The organism is Bremerella sp. P1, assembly GCF_028748185.1.
Taxonomy (GTDB): domain Bacteria; phylum Planctomycetota; class Planctomycetia; order Pirellulales; family Pirellulaceae; genus Bremerella.
This window is the reverse complement of record NZ_CP118164.1, coordinates 1,512,992-1,532,103: the sequence shown is the minus strand read 5'-3', so window position 1 is coordinate 1,532,103 and position 19,112 is coordinate 1,512,992. Positions and strand designations below refer to the sequence as shown.

18 protein-coding genes are annotated in these 19,112 nt (G+C 56.4%); 10 read left to right on the top strand and 8 right to left on the bottom strand.

Annotated elements, in window-relative coordinates:
• Positions 1-120: 120 nt before the first annotated feature.
• The 4 genes from PSR63_RS06455 to PSR63_RS06440 all read right to left on the bottom strand — a co-directional run bounded on the left by PSR63_RS06455 (position 121) and on the right by PSR63_RS06440 (position 4,112).
• The gene (locus tag PSR63_RS06455) at positions 121-957 is read right to left on the bottom strand and encodes a hypothetical protein (RefSeq protein WP_274331744.1); all 837 of its coding nucleotides are present in this window, start codon (positions 955-957) and stop codon (positions 121-123) included.
• Between the two features lie 460 nt (positions 958-1,417).
• Complete coding sequence (locus PSR63_RS06450; RefSeq protein WP_274331742.1) at positions 1,418-2,053, bottom strand: hypothetical protein; 636 nt, start codon at positions 2,051-2,053, stop codon at positions 1,418-1,420.
• 218 nt (positions 2,054-2,271) lie between these two features.
• Complete coding sequence (locus PSR63_RS06445) at positions 2,272-2,751, bottom strand: hypothetical protein (RefSeq protein WP_274331740.1); 480 nt, start codon at positions 2,749-2,751, stop codon at positions 2,272-2,274.
• A gap of 86 nt (positions 2,752-2,837) precedes the next feature.
• Entirely contained in the window at positions 2,838-4,112 is a 1,275-nt protein-coding gene (locus tag PSR63_RS06440; RefSeq protein ID WP_274331738.1) for an outer membrane protein assembly factor BamB family protein, read from the bottom strand.
• Between the two features lie 200 nt (positions 4,113-4,312).
• Here PSR63_RS06440 and PSR63_RS06435 point away from each other — a divergent pair, with 200 nt between their 5' ends.
• The 5 genes from PSR63_RS06435 to PSR63_RS06415 all read left to right on the top strand — a co-directional run bounded on the left by PSR63_RS06435 (position 4,313) and on the right by PSR63_RS06415 (position 8,596).
• Complete coding sequence (locus tag PSR63_RS06435) at positions 4,313-4,603, top strand: DUF4236 domain-containing protein (protein WP_274331736.1); 291 nt, start codon at positions 4,313-4,315, stop codon at positions 4,601-4,603.
• Between the two features lie 11 nt (positions 4,604-4,614).
• On the top strand, positions 4,615-4,908 hold the full coding sequence (locus PSR63_RS06430; protein ID WP_274331734.1) for a hypothetical protein: 294 nt from the start codon (positions 4,615-4,617) through the stop codon (positions 4,906-4,908).
• A 131-nt stretch (positions 4,909-5,039) separates the two neighbouring features.
• The gene (locus PSR63_RS06425; RefSeq protein WP_274331732.1) at positions 5,040-6,101 is read left to right on the top strand and encodes a hypothetical protein; all 1,062 of its coding nucleotides are present in this window, start codon (positions 5,040-5,042) and stop codon (positions 6,099-6,101) included.
• 200 nt (positions 6,102-6,301) lie between these two features.
• Positions 6,302-8,053, top strand: coding sequence for a hypothetical protein (locus PSR63_RS06420; protein ID WP_274331731.1), 1,752 nt, complete (start codon positions 6,302-6,304; stop codon positions 8,051-8,053).
• Between the two features lie 114 nt (positions 8,054-8,167).
• On the top strand, positions 8,168-8,596 hold the full coding sequence (locus PSR63_RS06415) for a hypothetical protein (protein ID WP_274331730.1): 429 nt from the start codon (positions 8,168-8,170) through the stop codon (positions 8,594-8,596).
• 1 nt (position 8,597) lies between these two features.
• On the opposite strand, the gene PSR63_RS06410 is transcribed toward PSR63_RS06415, so the two are convergent.
• The 4 genes from PSR63_RS06410 to PSR63_RS06395 all read right to left on the bottom strand — a co-directional run bounded on the left by PSR63_RS06410 (position 8,598) and on the right by PSR63_RS06395 (position 13,682).
• Entirely contained in the window at positions 8,598-9,611 is a 1,014-nt protein-coding gene (locus tag PSR63_RS06410; RefSeq protein ID WP_274331729.1) for a hypothetical protein, read from the bottom strand.
• An 84-nt stretch (positions 9,612-9,695) separates the two neighbouring features.
• Entirely contained in the window at positions 9,696-10,268 is a 573-nt protein-coding gene (locus PSR63_RS06405) for a hypothetical protein (RefSeq protein WP_274331727.1), read from the bottom strand.
• A gap of 142 nt (positions 10,269-10,410) precedes the next feature.
• Positions 10,411-12,987 (bottom strand): ATP-dependent Clp protease ATP-binding subunit, encoded by a 2,577-nt coding sequence (locus tag PSR63_RS06400; RefSeq protein ID WP_274331725.1) that lies wholly within the window; start codon positions 12,985-12,987, stop codon positions 10,411-10,413.
• A gap of 71 nt (positions 12,988-13,058) precedes the next feature.
• Positions 13,059-13,682 carry a tetratricopeptide repeat protein gene (locus PSR63_RS06395; RefSeq protein ID WP_274331723.1) on the bottom strand — a complete coding sequence of 208 codons (624 nt, stop codon included), beginning with the start codon at positions 13,680-13,682 and terminating at the stop codon, positions 13,059-13,061.
• A gap of 257 nt (positions 13,683-13,939) precedes the next feature.
• Here PSR63_RS06395 and PSR63_RS06390 point away from each other — a divergent pair, with 257 nt between their 5' ends.
• The 5 genes from PSR63_RS06390 to PSR63_RS06370 all read left to right on the top strand — a co-directional run bounded on the left by PSR63_RS06390 (position 13,940) and on the right by PSR63_RS06370 (position 18,989).
• Positions 13,940-15,034: a thiamine phosphate synthase gene (locus tag PSR63_RS06390; protein ID WP_274331722.1), complete on the top strand. Its 1,095-nt coding sequence runs from the start codon at positions 13,940-13,942 to the stop codon at positions 15,032-15,034.
• A 10-nt stretch (positions 15,035-15,044) separates the two neighbouring features.
• Entirely contained in the window at positions 15,045-15,485 is a 441-nt protein-coding gene (locus tag PSR63_RS06385) for a GNAT family N-acetyltransferase (RefSeq protein ID WP_274331720.1), read from the top strand.
• Positions 15,486-15,641: 156 nt separating this feature from the next.
• The gene (locus PSR63_RS06380; RefSeq protein ID WP_274331719.1) at positions 15,642-17,234 is read left to right on the top strand and encodes an arylsulfatase; all 1,593 of its coding nucleotides are present in this window, start codon (positions 15,642-15,644) and stop codon (positions 17,232-17,234) included.
• Between the two features lie 65 nt (positions 17,235-17,299).
• Positions 17,300-17,845 (top strand): GrpB family protein, encoded by a 546-nt coding sequence (locus PSR63_RS06375; RefSeq protein WP_274331718.1) that lies wholly within the window; start codon positions 17,300-17,302, stop codon positions 17,843-17,845.
• A 145-nt stretch (positions 17,846-17,990) separates the two neighbouring features.
• A complete protein-coding gene (locus tag PSR63_RS06370; protein WP_274331716.1) occupies positions 17,991-18,989 on the top strand; it encodes a response regulator in 999 nt (332 codons plus the stop codon).
• The last annotated feature ends 123 nt before the right edge of the window (positions 18,990-19,112 follow it).

Below are 19,112 nucleotides of genomic sequence, written 5' to 3'. Positions count from 1 at the left end.
TGAAGGCACAGGCGCGAACGGGGTTCCAATGGGCGTGGAACTCGGTCCGCCGTTGTCGGGTGAAGTTTGCTCAGGAAACCCTCACCATAGCGATCTCTCTGCGAGGGAGAGGGGACAAAATTATGCTGGTGGCCCGCGTTCGTTAGCGGGGTTGGTCTCGGGGGCCACGCCCAAGTTGGCTGGGGCGCGCTCTTCATCGATGAGACTTACTTGGTCCAGCCAGAAGAGGAGGTCGAACTCGACCACCTCGACACGTGGCCGTACCTTCGGCACGTTCGCCTCTGGCAAGTGCTGTTCGTACAAAGGCGTTTCCAGCACACCACCCAGCTCGCGTCGCAGGCGGTCGATCTTGGCCTGCTTCACGTGTATCTTCTCCTGAAGTTCCAGGTCCTGAAGCTTCAGTCGGTAGTAGGACCATGCCAGGTAGCGTTTCTCTTGGTAGGTGTACGGCTCTTTCAGGTGCAGATCGTATCGAGGGGCTTTTTGCTTGCGACTTGTTTCCGAGTCTCGTGCACGCGGCGGCCTGGTCCTCTTCGGACTGGGTAGCTGCGGTGGATCTTCCTCGGGGAATTCATAGCCTGCGACTTCGGGATCGATCGGCTCCGTCAGATAGTCCGCGCAGAACTCGGGGTCGTCTGACTCCAGAAACTGAGCATGCAGGGCCTCTCGCTGGGCCTTCTCGGCCTGGCAGTAGGCCTCCCACGCGGCTTCTTTCTGCGCGTCTTGCCGCCGAGCGATGGCCTCCCAAGGGGAAGGTCTCATGCGGGGCGTTTTGAATGGCGGAGGCTTTGGCGATGACGCGGGTTCCTCACTCGACTCGTCATCCGCAAGGATCATCAACACTTCCCCACAGCAGGGGCACCGAAGTCGGTTGCCATCGCGCACGGCAACCTGGGGAGCGTGCTCGGTTGAGCCAGCTCCCTGTGTTTCCGGTTGTAGTGCGTGGTGATGGGACATGACAGATCGTTGCGTTGATGGTGTGCCACTGGCCTCTGGCCAGTGTGAATTGGGAACACAATATCCAACCCAATCCCGATGCAATAGCACTGGCCAGAGGCCAGTGGCACACAGAGATTGGGATTGGTGACGATTGAATCGTTAGCCCGTTATTGGGTCGGTAGCTATTGGCACGCCCAAGAAGACTTGGCGTGGTACCTGGGGAGTTGTTGCCCGGGTCCTGGAATCGAGAGTGATTCGCAGGGTGTTTCTTCAATTTAGAGATCAAGTGTTCTCTTCTGAAGAGCTAATCTGAGAATTTTTTGTCGGGCCTGAGTGTCGCGCGGTGCCCTGCGTTGGAATGCCTGGCGTTGGAATCCGGGTACCAGCTTTCCACTGCCGGGGGCGGCAGTGGCACACAAGCGTACCGCGGCTGCTTCATGTCCTCAGTAGGACAGTGTGGCGTTAGCGAAGGATTCCATCACTCTGTTTTGCTTTCGAGTCGCCGTAGGACGCATTTTGGCTCATCCGTGAAGAAGATCTCTCCCCCTTTGGCCTCCAACAGCTTCCGCAGCGAGTCCGTATCGTTGGTGATTGCCGAGTTCTTTCGCTTCAGGATGCCGGACTCCAGAAGCTTTTCGATTTTGTCGTCGTCGGTATCGGTCCAGATCGTGAGGTGATCGTCTTTCAGCTCGTAAAACCAAAAGTAATAGCCAGCAATCTTTCCCTCCTCAAACATGGGTACGCTGGCAAATCGCTGCTTGCCAATCTTGGTAGGAAAGGCCAGCCAACTGGACGATTTGACATGGCCATCCGATTGGTGACTGACCGACACGATCCGCGTGAAGTTCTTGTAGGGATAGGGAGCCTTGCGATCTTGCCAGTTACCGGTGCGAAAATTGGCATCGTTGTCATCCGGTTCCAGGCTGGCTGCCTTGCCGATATGGACGAAGGCGCGATGAACATTCCCTTCCTCGTCTTCCGATTCCATTACCCACGTTCCGTGAACTTCGTCGTCAAAAGAAGCCTCATCCAAGGGAGAAAGGGGATGCTCGAAACCAGCGCAGCCCAAGATGGGACAGACAAGCAAGATCGCAAGAATCGATAGGGCACGCATCGCGAGTTTCCTTTCGGAGAAATCTGCGAAATCGATCCCAGGTCGGATGAGCGTAGGTGCCTGAGGAAGCTCGATTTCCATGGATTCAGTCTACCGCAAGGATGGGTACGCCCACCAATAGATTCCGGAGAATGTTACGACCGAAAGAATGCCATGTCCGCGCAGGCCGACCAGGCGGATGTGTTCGAGGTGGCCGAGATGAGGCTTTGAAAACGGCTCTAGTCAGAAACGCCCAGATGCAGCCAATACGCCGATTCGGCGGAGTGGATCAAGAAGTCGTTCCAGTCGCATTCGTAGAAGTCGACCGGATGCATCGTGAACTCATACACATCGCACGTGCCAACAAGAGCATTCAGCCACTCCAGAGGTGGTTGAAGCAACTGCTTCCGGTCGACCTCGACCAGGTGTTCGTGATTCCAAAGGCTACGATCACAATTCTCGGGTTCTTGAAATTGCAGAAGCCAGCGGGATAGGCAACTTTTCACGGCTGGTCGCCAGGGATCGAGATGTTCCAGCTTTAAATCGGTGAATTCGATCGACTGATCATTCAACGCGTTGGTAATGCAGACCGCTGGATCGGGATTTGGCGAAATGGGATCGATACTAAAGGTGTAGCCATGATTCGTTTTGACGTTGATCTGCTCCATCGCGATTAGGAAGCCCTGGATCTTGGCTATGAGGCTGGCATGCTTGTCCATGATTGCGGCTCCTAAAAAAAGATGGCTACCGGGCGAAGGTCCCGATAGCCATCCGATCAAGTTAGCGGCGGATAATATCGGGGAGTTTACTTCCCAATGCAGTACAACGCCTTGTTCGTGCGAAGGTAGATCTTGTTGTCGACAATCGCAGGGCTGGCGTTGGCGATCGAGTCGTCTTCTTCGAACTTGTTGATCGTGACCAGCTTGTACTCGGGAGTGGCTTCGATCACGTAAGTACCGTTTTCGCGGGTGACGTAGTACAACTTGCCACCTGCCACCACAGGCGAGGCGTAGATCAGTTTCGGGCGTGGTTCCATGCGTTCCTGGTAGACCACTTCACCGGTCTTGGCGTCGGCACAGTAGGCGATCCCTTTACTTTCGCTCACCCAGTACAGGTGGCCGTCGTGGAAGGTGGGGGACGAAACGTTCGAGCCTTTGTCGAGTTCCCATACCAGGTGGCTGTCGGTCACGTCGCCGCTGCCGCCGGTGCGGATAGCAATAGTCGTGTTCTTGCGGGCACCCATGGCAACTACCATGTCGTCGCCGACGGGGATCACGCTGGGGCAGATGTAGTCGTCGATTCCCTTTGAGTGCCACAGCTCGTCGCCGGTGTTGGGATCGAGGCAACGGACGGCGCCTTCTTCGCTGTAGATCAGTTCATCGCGACCGCCGGCGGTGACCAGGATAGGCGTGTTCCACGAACGGTTAACCCCTTCGTGCTTCCAGACTTCTTCGCCGGTCTTTTTGTTGAGGCCGACAATCGCATTGCCTTCGACACCAGCGTTGAGGATGACCAGGTCTTTGTAAAGGACCGGCGAGTTGGCGGTGCCGAAGCCATGGGTCTTGTCACCCAGGCTGAGGGTCCAGCGATGGGTGCCGTCGAGATCGTAGGCGGCGGCCCCGGTGGTGCCGTAGTAAACGTAGACGCCGGTCTCGTCGACTACCGGCGTGCTGGAAGCAAAACCGTGCAGGGCCACGAACCCGCTGAAGTCTTTGGTGTGCTCGGGATCGGCGGGGATCTCTTTGCTCCAGACGATCTTGCCGCTCTCGCGATCGACGCAGACCAAGTTCCGCTTCAGGTTGGCCTTGTCGCCAGGCTCTTCTTCATTCAGGCCGTACCCGGTGTAGCAGGTAACGTAGATGCGATTGTTGAAGACGACCGGGCTCGAGGCACCTGGGCCTGGCAGGTCGGTCTTCCAGATGACGTTTTCGGTGTCGTTCCACTCGGTAGGAACCGAGTCGACGCTGGCGATCCCGGCCTGCGAAGGTCCACGGAAGCGAGGCCAGTTGTCAGCTTGCAGCGGCAGGGTCATGACGATGACCGCCAGCACGGAAAGAAGCAGGGCGAAGTTACGAGGCATCTACCGATTCCTTTTGAGGGTAGGGAGGCTAGTGAAACCGCACACCGTGAGGTACCGCCGATTATAGCGCTTCACGGGGCGAGTCAAAACCTGCACAACGAGGTGTTTGTCGAGCTTGGCGATAAAATGATTGTGGCCGCCAAGCGATCGGGCTATGCTGACTCGGCACAAACAGGTTGGTAGTCTTCGGAGAACTCGCCATGGGTTTTTCCTTTCGTAAGTCGTATACATTCGGTCCTTTACGGATCAATCTCAGCAAGTCTGGGGTCGGGTTCTCGTTTGGTGTGAAAGGCCTGCGTGCCGGGTACAGTGCCAACGGGCGGAAGTATGTTTCGGCAAGCGTGCCAGGCACCGGAGCACGGTACTACAAGTCGACCAAGTCCCTGTCGGGCCTCTGGAACGAGTGGTTCGGCAGCGATGAAGACGACTCGGAAGAGACCCCGAAAAAGAAGCCTGCGAAGAAACTGAAGAAGAAAGAGTCATTCTGGTAAAGGCCCCCACGATGAAAGCCAAGTTCATCCGCATCTTTCGTACGTCGAGTTCCGAACGCTTCCTGCTGCACGATGATGGCAGCGAAGAAATGGGCATGATCGACCTCCATTTCCTGGCCGACGGCACCGCTGCCGGTAACCTGTTTCTCGTCGCATCGAAGGTGACCGATGAAGCCGGCATCCGAGCCCTGCTGGAACAAATTGACGAACAACTGGTCCCGGCCGCCAGCATGGAAGACGCCAACCTCTCGTTCACGGTCACCCAGGGGGAACTGGTGGGGACGTTCTCCAACGCGGAAGAGTGAGTGGGGTTAGCCTCTGTGCCCTCTGTGGCTAAATATCCTTGCATCCCGCTTGCCAAACCGTTCAACTAGACCTTGCGCGGATGTTCGGATTAATCCGTTTCCCCCACTGTCTGCCCAAAGAGGAGATGCTCATGCGACGCTTGTCGTTGGTTGCTGCCGCTAGTTGTTGTTGGATGCTGTGTGCCAGCTTGGTTCTGGCCGTCGATCTGCCGGGTTTTTCAACCGGCGAAGTGAATTTGAAATCGGCCGGGCCGCTTTCGTTCGCTCCCGATAATGTGCTGATCATCGGCGATCCCAAGGCCGCCACGGTCTATGCCGTTCAGTTGGATAAGTCGGCGACCAAGTCGCCTGAGAGATTGGAACTGCCGATTCCCGATGGGATTGAAGTGGCCGATCTGGCCGTGAGCCCTGACACCGGCGTAATCTATCTTTCCGTCACCGAAAACGGCAAGGCCGCGATCGTGCAGGTCAACGGTGACAAGCTGGAACAAGTTGCCCTGGACAAGGTCAAACGAGCCGTGGCCGAGCTGGCGAACGCTCCAGAAGACAAGGTCGTGGGCGAAGGTCGCCGTCGTGGCAATCGTCGTGAAGAATCGATCACGGACATCGCTTACGTCGACAACCAGGTGATTGTCACTGGTCGCGTAACGGGCGATGCAGCCGCCGCCGTGCATTCGATTGCCTATCCGTTCCAGGAGCAGGGCAGTGCGATGCCAATCGAAATCTATCACGCCGCCCATGGTCGTTATGAAGACGACGCCGTCGCACGGGTATTCGTTCCTTTCACCATCGATGGCAAGCCGCATCTGCTGGCCGGCTTTACCTGCACGCCGCTGGTGAAGTTCCCGCTGGGCGAAATCGCTAAGGCGAAGCAGGCCTACCGCGGAACGACCGTTGCCGAACTGGGTAACCGCAACAAGCCGCTGGACATGGTTGTGTACGAAAAGGACGGTCAGCAGTACCTGCTGATGGCCAACAGTGCCCGCGGTGTGATGAAGGTCAGTACCAAGGACATCGAACGCGAAGAAGGCCTGACGGAGCCTGTCAAAGGTGGCGGCACCGCCGGTCAAACCTTTGAGGCGATCGACTGGGAAGGCGTTGTGCAGTTGGACAAGCTGAACGACACCACGGCGGTCATCGTCACCAAGGCCGAAGGCCAACCGGCTGTCTTGAAGACGGTCGACCTGCCGTAGGCCGCTTGCCTGCCGCATGGAAATGAACCCAACGAGGACCCGCATCGAGCAAATGTGGGTCCTTTTTTCGTGGGGGAAACAGAACTTCGACGATTCATCTTTGAGCTACCCGGCCAGACCGGTATCTTTGCGGGTGTCGTTGCCACGTATGTTCCAGCGGCGATTGGTGGAAATTTCTCGCGTAGAAAGAGCAGGCCGCAATGCGATTCGGCAAAACGTTCTGGAAGATAGCCTCGGTAGGCCTGGTCGCTTGTGTGCTTCTGCCTGGCGGTCTTCCGCCGCGGACGTCCGTTGCCCAAGAGAACGCACAGAAGAATCAATCCTTCGATGCCGCGGCAACGTTACAGCTAGCCCGACAGCGTCTAGCCGCACCCGTGGCCGCCGTTGATCAGGCATCCACTACCGAAGTATCGAACTTAATGCCGTGCGTGGTGTACCTGAGCTTGTCGCGGCCGACCCAGACGGCGGTGGTTAGCTTTGGGTTAGGGGCAAGTGTCGAAGCGGCTACTCGTGCGGCAGCTGATAAGTTGCGCGCGAAGGTGACATCGATCGACCTGAAAGAAGGACGCCTGAGAGTCGATGTCGCCGTCAGGCTCAATGACGAAGCAGCTTCGGAAGGCCGCGGTCCCATCCGGCTGATCAACGGACCGTACGGCTTGTGGTTCGCACGCGATCATCTGTTATACCTGCCGGAAGATGGTCGGCCGCAATCGCTTTCCGGTGGCAATGGCACCCGGCCTTTCTCGCACGAGAGTTGGGTGGAATCGAGTTCCGGTGATCCGGTCGAACTTTACTTCGGAAATCGTCTGACGTACGAGGTCTCGCCCGAATCACTGCTTGCCGCCGCGACTTCCGGTGGGGATTACCTGGTGCGGCACATTCGGCTCGATGGCAAGTTCGACTACAACTACGATCCACAGACCAACCAGGCCAATGCAGATTACAACTTCCTGCGGCATGCGGGTACCTGCTACGCCCTTTTGGAACTGCAAGAGGCCGTCAATCAGCATGCCGAGCAGTCAGGCAAGCCGAAGCCTGAGCAGATTTATCTTCAGTGCGCGAAGCGAGGAATCGACTTTCTGCTGACGCATCACTGCCACGAATTAAATCTACCGGGACACGATCATCAGCTGCGGGTGGTTGTCTCGCCGGATCGCGAAGCCAAGCTGGGAGGGGCCGCGCTGATCATGCTGGCGATGCTCAAGTATCGGGAAGTCAGCGGCGACGACGTCTGGCTACCGGAACTACGGCAATTCGGCCGATTTACCGAGTTCTTGCAGCAGCCTGACGGCCACTTCTTTTCGTCGTATCACCTGGATGATCCCGACTTTCTGCAGTACGAATCGCCCTACTATCCAGGCGAAGCGATGCTGGCCCTATCTCGACTGGCAATGGCCGATCCTGAGGGGCCGTGGTTTGAAATCGTTGAGCGTGGTGCCGACTATCTGATTAACGTGCGCGACAAGGATGTCCCCCTGGCAGAGCTTCCGCACGACCATTGGTTCTGCATCGCGATGAACGAGTTCACCAAGCTGACCGACGAACTCCGCTTTGCGAATCACGCCAAGAAGATCTCCGACGCGATGGGCAACTTGCTGCGAGTCGAGTCGCCGCAACCGGAATGGATCGGTTCGTACTATATGCCGCCTCGCTCGACATCGACAGCAACACGGGCCGAGGCTGTCGTGGCGTTCACTTGCCTGGCAAAGCGAAACCACTGGGACCACATGCCGTACATGCAACAGTTGAAATTGATGGTCGGCTTTCAGCTTCGCTGCCAGATCATTCCCGAAAACGTGATGTATCTTCCCCGGCCTGATCAGGCACTCGGTGGTTTTCGGGCGAGTTTGGAAGAGTGGGAAGTGCAGATCGATTACGTCCAGCACAATATCTCGTCGCTGCTCGGGCTTCGCCGATTGCTGCTCGAGGAAAACGGCTCCTCAACCGAATGACAACAGCAAGCCATATGATGTGATCTGCTGCGTTTCACGCACCTACATTTCGGTGAACATTTTTAAGAGCCCCGCGTCTATTCGACGTGGGGTTTTTTCGTGGAACCGTAGAACGTGACCAGTGTTATTCAGAGTTTTAGCATCAGCGATACGAACGAGCATCTCGATTCCCAGTGGTGTCTGGTTGGCAATATTGTCGAGCAGCGTTCGTATGGAGAGGGCGGCTTGGAAACTCGCCGCGGTACGGAGCACTTCTCGCCAGGAACGAAGGTCTACTGCTTGCCGGCGCAGTGGGGAGATGGCTACGAACGCGTGAAGGTGATCGGCCGACATCGTGGGTCTCGCGAATTTGTCACGATGATCATCCCGGCCAAGCACATCACCAACTGGCGGGCCAAGGTGGTTTACAGCCCGGAGGTGATTCGCCGCTTGCGCATGGCCACCGACGAAGACTGGCTGCCCATCTGGGATTCGCAAGCACAGGTCGAAAGGTATGTGGCGATGCTGACCAACACTGAAAATCGAAACGACACCGGCGGTTGAACTACTTCGGTGCGTCTTCGACCCGCGTGAGGTAGATCTCGTAGCGTTCCAGGTCGTCGCGCTGAAATTCTTCACGCTCGAATAGAAACACTTCCGAGTACTTCCCACGGTTCACCAGGACGACGTCCACATCGTAGCGGCCCGGTTTAATCTCTAGCGTGCAGGGTTCATCAAACGACCAGATACTCACGGGTGATTTGTTAATCGTCAGTGTGTTGGAATAGACCTTTTCGGCATCCAGGTCGTGGGTTGGCTTGCGATCGAGCCAGATATCGATGCGTACCCCAGACGGGTCGTCTTTCGAGTAGAACTCGAGGAGTTCGTTGCCGATCAATCGTCCGCCGTTGGCATAGTCTTCCTCGGTGAACGCGAGGTCGCGAAAGGAGGAGGATGCATCGAGCCGAGCCAGGTATTCTTCATAGCTTCCCAGGCAGATCGGAGCCGGGTCCATGTACAGGCTGAACTTCCCATCCGGCGAATCGGCCGTCCTGGTTAGCTGGTACTCTTTCCAGGCCGGCAGGACTTCATGATCTGCTTCCGGCTGATCCAACAGCTTCAGAGAGTAGAAGAACTTGTCGATTGCCCGCTGATCGAAGTCTGACAACGCGCTTTGGGGAAACGCAGTGGCGGAAAGCCAGTAACCATCGATGTTGATCAGGTAATCTCCCTGAGCAGCGAGATTCTCATTCTTCACACCACGAAGATACCGATACACCTTCACGTTCTCCGAGTCGCTTGCGGTTGAGTTGGACTGAAACGTCTCCCCGCCTTGCCGGATGATGCGTCTGAGGACTAACTCGGTGTTGAGAAGTGTCTCACCGGTGATCGGAGCAAGGGTGATCATTCGCAGGTCGTTGTATACGCAGAGGTGGTCCTTGACGTGGACGTCGACTTGAACCTCGCTGCGATCGAAGTCCAGACGCAGCAGGTCCAACTTCGGCTTCGCCTCGTGCAACTGCATTTCTGGATCGACCGGCATGTCGCAGCCGACGAAGAGAGCTGTCAGGCAAAGCATTGCTAGCGCCGTCCATGATGCAACGGGTAACGCGGATGAGTTTTTGATCAAAATAGTCACGACGGGGAAGCTTCCTGGAGAACGTCAACTGGTTTCGCTGTCGGTGTGGGGAACGCTACTGCGCCATAATTTGTACCAGCGAAACAGGAGCGGCACATAGAGACAGGCCGCCAAAATGTGCGACGGAATACCCACGGCATAGGAGATCACAAAGAAGTTGGCCCCCAGGAAGTAAAAGCCGATGACCCAGATGATCCACAGCATCATGCCTGGGATGGCGAGCAGTGCGGCGGGTTTTAAGCTGGCGTAGAGCGCCTCGTCCCACTGCTTGGGATCGGTATTACGTGCGACGATCGAATGGATCATTCGACTTAGGAATTCGAGAACGGGTAAGAACGCAAACCAACAGACGACCGCAATGAGTCCGATCCCCACGCAGCCTGCGGCGAACTCTGTGAGGTCGACCATTGAGGGGGTCGGAGTGCCGATATACAACGTCCTGCCGTGGACGCAAAAGCAATAGAAGTTAAACACCCCAGCGAGCGTCAATAAGATGGTTGCCACGCGCACCGACTTCAATACTTCGCGCCGTAGTGGCGGTTGCGTTTCGAGAGACGCACTTTCCGCTTGGGGTGATTGATAAGGATTCGTGGACATGAAGGTCGAAGCTTTTGACGGTTGATGAGGAGGTGTGATCCCTGCTTTCTATCAAGATCTTGATGGAGATACAAAAAAAGAGCCCCGCATCGATTGGATGCGGGGCTCTTTGAATTTCTAACTAGGAACCGGCGAGTCAGGCTTAGCCTTCGTCGCTCGAATCGCCACCTTCGCCGCCGCTGCCGGCACCGACTGCTTCTTCGGCTTCGGGTTCTTGGATCGAACCCTTGAAGTCCAAGCGAGTCAGTTTGCCTTCGTCGTTGGCGATGGCATCGACCGTGATCGTGTCCTGACCTTGGAACTCGCCCTTGAGCAGTTCTTCGGAGAGCGGATCTTCGATCGAGTTTTCGATTGCACGGCGGAGTGGTCGGGCACCAAAGTCTTGGCCCTTGTCCGACTGGTTGCTCCGCTTGATGATCAGTTCCTTGGCGGCGTCGGTCAGGACGAGGTTGTAACCACGTTCCTGCAGACGTTCGCGAACCTTGGCCAGTTCGAGGTCGATGACCTGCTTCAGGTCTTCCTTCGTCAGGTGATGGAAGATGATGACCTGGTCCAAGCGGTTGATAAATTCAGGGCGGAAGACCTTACCGATTTCTTCTTCCACGCGAACCTTCATGCTTTCGTATTCGGCACCTTCATCAGGAGCTTGGAAACCGAAAGCCGATTCGTTCTTGATCGCGCCGGCACCAGCATTGGTGGTCATGATCAAGATCACGTTCCGGAAGTCGACGTTACGACCGAAGCTGTCGGTCAGGCGGCCTTCTTCCATCACTTGCAGGAGCATGTTGAAGACATCCGGGTGTGCCTTTTCGATTTCGTCGAGCAGCACGACCGCGTAAGGACGACGGCGAATCTTCTCGGTCAGCTGACCGCCTTCTTCGTAACCAACGTATCCTGGAGGGGCACCGATCAGACGACTGACGTTGTGCTTCTCCATGTACTCGGACATGTCGATTTGAATCAAGGCATCGGCGTCACCGAACATGAATTCAGCAAGGGCCTTGGCCAAGAGGGTCTTACCGACACCGGTCGGACCAGCGAATACGAAGGTACCAGTTGGACGCTTCGGATCCTTCAGGCCGCTACGGCTACGGCGAACAGCCTTGGAGATCGCCTTGATGGCGTCGTCTTGGCTGATGACCTTCTTGTGCAGAACGTCTTCCATCTGCATCAGACGCATGCTGTCTTCGGTCGACATACGAGTCAGCGGAATACCGGTCATCTTGCTGACGACTTCGGCGATCACTTCTTCGTCGACCACACCGTCTTTCTGGCGGCTCTTGGCTTGCCATTCTTTGACGATGTCTTCCTTCTTCTTCTTCAGCTTGTCGGCCTGATCACGCAGGGAAGCTGCCTTCTCGAAGTCTTGATCGGCGACGGCCTGTTCCTTCTTGCGGTTCAAGGTTTCGACTTCTTCGTCGATTTCCTTGAGATCCGGCGGACGGGTCATCACGCGAAGCCGCACGCGAGCACCCGCTTCGTCGATCACGTCGATCGCCTTGTCAGGCAGGCAGCGTCCGGTGATATATCGATCCGAGAATTCAGCCGCCGCGACGATGGCGTCGTCGGTGATCTGAACGTTATGGTGTTCTTCGTAGCGATCACGTAGACCCTTGAGGATCTCGACCGTTTCGTCCTTCGAGGCCGGATCGACCTGAATCTCTTGGAAACGTCGAGCCAGGGCGCTGTCCTTTTCGATGTACTTGCGGTACTCGTCGAGGGTGGTCGCACCAATACATTGGATTTCGCCACGAGCCAGTGCCGGCTTCAACACGTTGGCGGCATCGATGGCACCTTCGGCACCACCTGCACCCACCAGGGTGTGAAGTTCGTCGATGAAGAGGATCGTGTTCTTGGCACGACGAACTTCGTTCATCACGGCCTTGATCCGCTCTTCAAACTGACCGCGATACTTGGTACCAGCGACCATCATCGCCAAGTCGAGCACGACGATTCGTTTTTCGGCCAACAGTTCCGGCACGTCGCCGTCGATCACGCGTTGGGCGAAACCTTCGACGATGGCCGTCTTACCGACACCTGCTTCACCCAACAGAACCGGATTGTTCTTGGTACGTCGGCAGAGAACCTGAATGGCTCGTTCGATTTCGCGTTGGCGACCGATGACCGGGTCGAGCTTGCCTTGCTTGGCCAGTTCGGTCAGGTCACGACCGAAGCTATCCAAAGCAGGCGTCTTGCTCTTGCTGCCTTTGCCGGGGTTGCCACCGGTTTCGGAAGCACCGCCAGGCTCGCCACGACCTTCGCGGCTGCTGTCGCCTTCCATTCCGTGGCCCAGCAGGTTGAGGACTTCTTCGCGAACGTCTTCCAGCTTCAGACCCAAGTTCATCAGAACCTGAGCGGCGACGCCTTCTTGTTCTCGCAGAAGACCCAGCAGGATGTGCTCGGTGCCTACGTAGTTATGGTTCAAGTTGCGAGCCTCTTCCATCGAATACTCGATGACTTTCTTGGCTCGGGGCGTTTGCGGCAGCTTGCCCATGGTCACCATATCGGGACCAGACTGGACTAGCTTTTCGACTTCAAGTCGAATCTTCCGCAGGTCGACTTCCAACGTCTTTAAGACGTTAGCCGCCACGCCGCTACCTTCTTTGATCAAGCCCAGAAGGATGTGCTCGGTGCCGATATATTCGTGGTTGAACCGCTGGGCCTCTTGGTTGGCCAGCTGCATCACCTTGCGAGCACGATCTGTAAATCGTTCGTACATGGTCATCCGTCCTCATTTCGAGTTGGCGACTGCATCAACTACTGTCGTTCCAACTCTATGTTGTCTCACAATTACGCGGCTTCCGGTAGGCTGGGTTCGCCACTCTCCGCGTTTTGTTCACCCAAGTTTTCTGTCGAAGGTTTGGATGCTTCGACGTGGGCTTCCGATTCCCCCTCTTCTCGATCGGCTAGAAGCTGCTTTTCGCGATGGATTTCAAACCACCAACGTCGGCTTGCATCAAGCCGCTCTAATTTTTCGAGCGTCTGATGCGCTTCATCAAATTGCTTCGTATGTCGCTTGAGCGTTGCTAATAGTAGGAGCGCTTCCGCGTCATCCGGCTCGCGCCGTAGAAGCCTTAGTAATACTGCCTCGGCCTGGTACCATTGACCTTTTAAATAGGCAGTTTGGGCGCTTTGGTAGAGTTGGTCGATGGTGGCATCTATGGCATCCCAACTGCCAGAGGCAATTCGGAAGCCCATCCACCCTGCGTTTATCAGCCAGAAGCCAAGGACGAAATACCAGAGTCCGCTACGAACCCAGACATTACCTAGCTCTGGCCAAACTCCTTTGGAAACCAACGCCACATTGAGTAGTAGCGTGAATCCTAGAGCCCAAACCAGTCCAGTCCAGCGCCCGCGTACCCAAAGCTCGCTGAGCCCCGGCCACAGGCAGGTAATCCATGGCGTTGATAGCATCCTTACTATTCCGTAATGTGCGGTAGGTCGCTGGCAATTCAGCACCGGATCCGCTAGGAAACGCCGGGGAATTGTAACTTCAGAAACCAGGGGGAGCAAGGTAAGTCGGCAGAGTGCTTGCAGTTAGCTAAACTAGGAGCATCCCGCAATCGTTACTAGCCCATCATTCGGTGAAGAATTATCTTTTCACGAGCCACAAAACCGGCCGAAAACGCACCAATTGCCTGGGCCAATCGTTCCGCATAATCAGTAAGTTCATGACCGACCCCGACAATCTGGCCAGTGGCGGCTTACCGCCATCGATGGACATTTCGCTTTGGCGCACCCTCGACGCCGCCGCCAACCGGGCCAGTGAAGGGCTACGCGTCATCGAAGACTTCGTCCGCTACGGTCAAAACGATTCGTTTCTCACGACCGAGCTGAAATCGCTTCGGCATCAATTGGACAGTACCCTCCAGCGATTCGATCGGTCGCAGGCGATTGCGTCGCGAGACACCTTCGGCGATGTCGGAACGACTGTGCAGGGGAAGCTGGAACATGCCCGGGCTGACTGGGCGGATCTTTTGACAGCCAACTTCAAACGTCTGCAGCAAGCCCTGCGAAGTTTGGAAGAACATGCCAAGCTGGTCGACGGAGAAGTGGCCGCCTCGTTCGAGCGAGCACGCTACCTGACCTATTCGCTGGAAAAGATGGTGATGACCACGGTCACCGCCAGTCAGGCCTTTTCCGAGGTATCGATCTACGTGCTGACCGATGGCCGCGCCGATGGACAGTTGTTCGACACTTTTGTGGCGAAGCTGGTCGAAGCGGAAGTCGACGTCATTCAATTGCGCGATAAGAACCTGGACGACCGCACGCTTTTAGCGCGAGCGGATGTCTTGCGTAAGCGGACCGCCGGCACGAGAACCAAGATGATCCTCAACGATCGAGCCGACCTGGCCAAGGTCAGCGGTGCCGATGGCGTGCACGTCGGTCAGGAAGAGCTCACCGTCAGCCAGGCCCGTAGTGTACTGGGCGTGGGCAAGCTGGTGGGCGTTTCGACTCATAGCATTGAACAAGCCCGGCAAGCGGTCCGTGACGGAGCCGACTACATCGGCATTGGCCCGACCTTTCCCAGCGGAACGAAAACGTTCGATTCGTTTCCCGGCGTCGAGCTATTACGTGAAGTCGCGAGCGAGATCACGCTACCAGGCTTCGCGATTGGTGGGATCGATCTTGGCAATGTAGCGAAAGTCGCCGCGGCAGGCATTCGACGCGTGGCCGTTTCGGGATGCGTGGCGAAGGCGGAGGATCCGGTTGCCGTCGTTCATGAACTTCGAGAGGCACTTTCGGTAGGTTCGCAGAGCCGATGAGGAACTTGTCATGAGCCAAGAAACGATCCTCCAAGTCCCTGTCTTTAGCGACCTTGCTAACCTTGCGTTTAACGTGCGACGGGAAGTCTTCGTCACCGAGCAAGGAGTTCCGGCTGAAGAAGAGCTGGACGAGTACGACCTGACGGCCGATCACTATGTGCTCGTGAAAGATGGCAGCGTGGTCGCGACGACGCGGGTGATTCATAAAGAGGAAGGGGCCAAGCTTTCCAGGTTTGCTGTGCTGAAGGCCGCGCGAGGTCATGGCATCGGCGGGCGGTTGTTAGCGTTTGTGCTCGCGGACCTCAAGGCCAAGGGAAAGCCGCACGTGTTCATGAGTGCCCAGGCCGACAAGATTGGCTTCTACGAGAAGTACGGCTTTCATGCCTACGGTGAAGAGTATCACGAGTGCGATATCTTGCACCGGATGATGAAAAACTGGGACGAAGACTGAAGAATTGGCCAGAAAAGATCGCGTCGCGCGACAATAATTCTTACCAGCTCTACGCGTAATCTCATTGATTCCCGCGCGCTTATGAGTCAATTTCGAAGCTGCCTTGCCGCGGTTGACGCCGCCGCCCCCGTCTCATGCTTCCCTCGAGGTCTCCTCATGCTGCGACTGCTCGTCCTTAGTTTGGTTTTACTGGCTCCTGCGTCTCTGCTGGCCAATGATCGCCCGAATATCGTTCTGATCATGGTTGATGACATGGGCTTTTCCGATATCGGCCCTTATGGCAGCGAGATCCCGACGCCCAACCTCGATGCGTTGGCCAAAGATGGCGTTTGTTTCTCTCAGTTCTATAACACCGGTCGCTGCTGCCCTACGCGGGCATCGCTTTTGACCGGGCTCTATTCGCATCAGGCCGGCATTGGCTGGATGACGGCCGATCAGGGAGCCCCTGGGTACCGTGGTCAGTTGTCGGACGATTATGTAACGATCGCTGAAGTGCTGCGGCACGCCGGCTACTTCACGGCCATGACCGGCAAGTGGCACGTTGGTTTCGAGCACGGTACAACTCCCTGGAAGCGAGGCTTCGATCGTAGCTTGAACCTGCCGGCCGGTGGTTTGCACTTCTCGAACCAGACCGGGTCGAAGGGTGGCACCAAGATGTACCTGAATGGCGAAGAGGTCTCGCGCGATGACCCGCAGTTCGATCCGCCTTGGTACGGCACTGATTTATGGACGCGGCAAGGGGTGCGTTTCATTGATGAAGCGATCGAACAGGACAAGCCGTTCTTTCTTTACCTTGCTCATGTGGCTCCCCACTTTCCGTGCATGGCTCCGGAAGAAACGATCGCTAAGTTTCGTGGCAAGTACATGCAAGGCTGGGACAAACTGCGGGAAGAACGATATGCCCGACAGCTTGAGGCTGGCTTGATCGACAAAAAATGGCAGTTGGAATCTCGCCCCGATCCGGTGCCGGCTTGGGACAGCCTGTCGCAAGAACAAAAGACTCGCTACGACGACATGATGGCCATCTATGCGGCGATGATCGTCGAGATCGATAAGAGCATCGGCGACTTGACGGCTGCATTGAAAGAGCGAGGTGAACTCGATAACACGTTGATCCTGTTCCTTTCCGACAACGGTGGGAATGCCGAAGCTGGTGTTAACGGTCGTTATGATGGCGACTCGCCTGGCGATCCTCACTCGAATGTTTTCATCGGTCGCTGCTGGGCGCATTTGAACAACACGCCGTTCAGGCTTTACAAGCATTACAACCACGAAGGGGGCATCGCGACTCCGCTGATCGCGCATTGGCCGAAGGGGATTCCTGCCACGGTAGCCCAGTCGTCGGAGTGGATCGATACGCCAACGCATGTGATCGACATCATGACTACCTGTGTCGATCTGGCCGGGGGCAAGTATCCAGAGAGCATCGGCGATCGCGAAATCACGCCGATGCCAGGGCAAAGCTTAAAGCCGTTGTTAACTGGCGAAGGAAGCTTTCCGGAGCGGGCCATCTTCTGGGAGCATGAAGGAAACGCGGCCATCCGAGTGGGCAACGACAAGCTGGTCCGCCAGGGGCTGGGAGGTGGCTGGGAACTGTACGATCTGAGCAAAGATCGCACCGAGCAAGTCAACCTGGCCGAAAGCAATCCGCAGAAAGCCGAGCAAATGCGGAAGCAGTGGCGGGATTGGGCCACTTCGTCAGACGTCTTGCCCAAACCCGAAAAGAAGAAGAAAAAAGGGAAGAAGTAAACTGCCGCAGCGGTCTCTTGGATCGTGAATGGCCCATGATCCAAGAGTAGCGTTGACGATTTCCTATGCCCCCACCGATCAAGGTCGAATTGGTTCCCCACGATCCTGCGTGGGCAGAGCTCGCGGCCCAGCAGTCGCGCCGACTGGCCGATATGCTAGGGCCGCTTCTGATTACCGTGCATCATATTGGCTCCACAGCCATTGCCGGGATCTGCGCGAAGCCAGTGATCGATTTGATTCCCGTCGTCGGAAATCTTGGGCAACTTGACCAAAGTCGAACCGAGTTGGAATCACTCGGCTTTCAGTGGTGGGGTGAGCTAGGCCTGGCCGGGCGGCGATACTGCACCTTGGATGATCCGGAAACGTCCGTGCGTCTCGTTCAGCTGCACTGCTACGAAGAAGGGTCGCCCGAAATCGTCCGGCATCTCGCCTTCCGGGACTATCTGCGCAAACATCTGGACCTGGCCTTGCAGTACCAGCAGATGAAGCAAGTGTGCCAACGGCAGCATCCAAGCGACTCCCACCGCTATTCGGACTGTAAGTCCGCTTGGATCAAGAAGATCGAAGCCGACGCGATCGCCTCGTATTCGCCAGATGCGCATGAAGACTAACGATGGAGCCGCCCCCGGGCTTCATCGGATCTTTACAAACTCTGAACACGGTATCCATCGCCGAGCGATAGCTTAAGGAGCTTAATAGGAGATTACGGCTAGAGCCGTGTTCAATCGTCGTGAAGAAGTCGTGTGAAGGCTGCCCGTGGAGACGACTCAAATTTCGGAAAATGCTCATCCTCGGAGTGGTGGAATCTTTGTCTCCGGGTACGAAGAAATCACCATCCTTGTCGTAGACGACACGGCCGTTGATCGTGCGCTGGTGGGTGGTGTTCTCCAGAAGAACAACGCCGGCAATCTGACCATTCATTTCGCTGAGAGTGGTGAAGAAGCGCTCGAGATGATTGCTGCCGAAGACCCTGACATTGTCCTGACCGACCTGCGGATGCCAGGCATGGACGGGTTAGAGCTGGTCAAAGCGATGCGTTACGACTACCCGTTCATTCCGGCCATCTTGATGACCGCGCATGGAAGTGAAGAGATCGCCGCCGAGGCATTGCGGCAGGGGGCCGCGAGCTACGTTCCCAAGAAGGATCTCATCCAGAAACTTGCTTCGACACTGATCAACGTCTTGGCTTCGGCCCACCACGAGCGGGTGGCCAAACGCTTCGATGATTGTTGGCACGAAACGACCTCGCACTTTACCTTGGCCAACGATGCGAGCCTGATTGGAGCCGTGACCGGGCACGTTCAGAACTATCTACAGAAGTTTCGCAGCGTACCGGAAAACGAACTAGTGCGGCTGGGCGTGGCCTTGGACGAAGCCCTGCGGAATGCCATGTTCCACGGTAATTTGCAGATGGATTCGGATTTGTGGGCGGCAGATCCTGAGAAGTTCTATGCCGAGGCCGAGCGTCGCCTGCAGATCGATCCCTACCGCGATCGAACCGTACATTTCACGCTGACTTGTCGTCGCGAAGAAGTCTGCTTTATCGTTCGTGATCATGGAGTTGGGTTCAACGTGAACCACCAGGAGTTCGATCCGGCGGACCCGATGCAACTGACTCGGCCCAGCGGGCGAGGGCTCTTTCTGATTCGTACCTTCATGGACGAAGTCCGATTCAATGAAGTCGGCAACGAGATCACGATGATCTTCCGTCCCAAGATGGGGGACGAAGTGGCATTTGACGAAGTATCGATCTAGGCCGATCGGTTTAACTTTTACGCTCTTCGAAATTCTTTCGTTAATTCGTACGCGCTCCTCACGGTAAGAGACCGAGAACACGAGATCTCGTCCATGTGTTCCCGGTAGTTAAGTGCGTTGACT

Excerpts from the sequence above, each read along its gene's own strand:
- PSR63_RS06455 (WP_274331744.1), bottom strand. The coding sequence starts at position 957 with ATGTCCCATCACCACGCACTACAACCGGAAACACAGGGAGCTGGCTCA.
- PSR63_RS06450 (WP_274331742.1), bottom strand. The coding sequence starts at position 2,053 with ATGCGTGCCCTATCGATTCTTGCGATCTTGCTTGTCTGTCCCATCTTG.
- PSR63_RS06445 (WP_274331740.1), bottom strand. The coding sequence starts at position 2,751 with ATGGACAAGCATGCCAGCCTCATAGCCAAGATCCAGGGCTTCCTAATC.
- PSR63_RS06440 (WP_274331738.1), bottom strand. The coding sequence starts at position 4,112 with ATGCCTCGTAACTTCGCCCTGCTTCTTTCCGTGCTGGCGGTCATCGTC.
- PSR63_RS06435 (WP_274331736.1), top strand. The coding sequence starts at position 4,313 with ATGGGTTTTTCCTTTCGTAAGTCGTATACATTCGGTCCTTTACGGATC.
- PSR63_RS06430 (WP_274331734.1), top strand. The coding sequence starts at position 4,615 with ATGAAAGCCAAGTTCATCCGCATCTTTCGTACGTCGAGTTCCGAACGC.
- PSR63_RS06425 (WP_274331732.1), top strand. The coding sequence starts at position 5,040 with ATGCGACGCTTGTCGTTGGTTGCTGCCGCTAGTTGTTGTTGGATGCTG.
- PSR63_RS06420 (WP_274331731.1), top strand. The coding sequence starts at position 6,302 with ATGCGATTCGGCAAAACGTTCTGGAAGATAGCCTCGGTAGGCCTGGTC.
- PSR63_RS06410 (WP_274331729.1), bottom strand. The coding sequence starts at position 9,611 with ATGCTTTGCCTGACAGCTCTCTTCGTCGGCTGCGACATGCCGGTCGAT.
- PSR63_RS06405 (WP_274331727.1), bottom strand. The coding sequence starts at position 10,268 with ATGTCCACGAATCCTTATCAATCACCCCAAGCGGAAAGTGCGTCTCTC.
- PSR63_RS06400 (WP_274331725.1), bottom strand. The coding sequence starts at position 12,987 with ATGTACGAACGATTTACAGATCGTGCTCGCAAGGTGATGCAGCTGGCC.
- PSR63_RS06395 (WP_274331723.1), bottom strand. The coding sequence starts at position 13,682 with ATGCTATCAACGCCATGGATTACCTGCCTGTGGCCGGGGCTCAGCGAG.
- PSR63_RS06390 (WP_274331722.1), top strand. The coding sequence starts at position 13,940 with ATGACCGACCCCGACAATCTGGCCAGTGGCGGCTTACCGCCATCGATG.
- PSR63_RS06385 (WP_274331720.1), top strand. The coding sequence starts at position 15,045 with ATGAGCCAAGAAACGATCCTCCAAGTCCCTGTCTTTAGCGACCTTGCT.
- PSR63_RS06380 (WP_274331719.1), top strand. The coding sequence starts at position 15,642 with ATGCTGCGACTGCTCGTCCTTAGTTTGGTTTTACTGGCTCCTGCGTCT.
- PSR63_RS06375 (WP_274331718.1), top strand. The coding sequence starts at position 17,300 with ATGCCCCCACCGATCAAGGTCGAATTGGTTCCCCACGATCCTGCGTGG.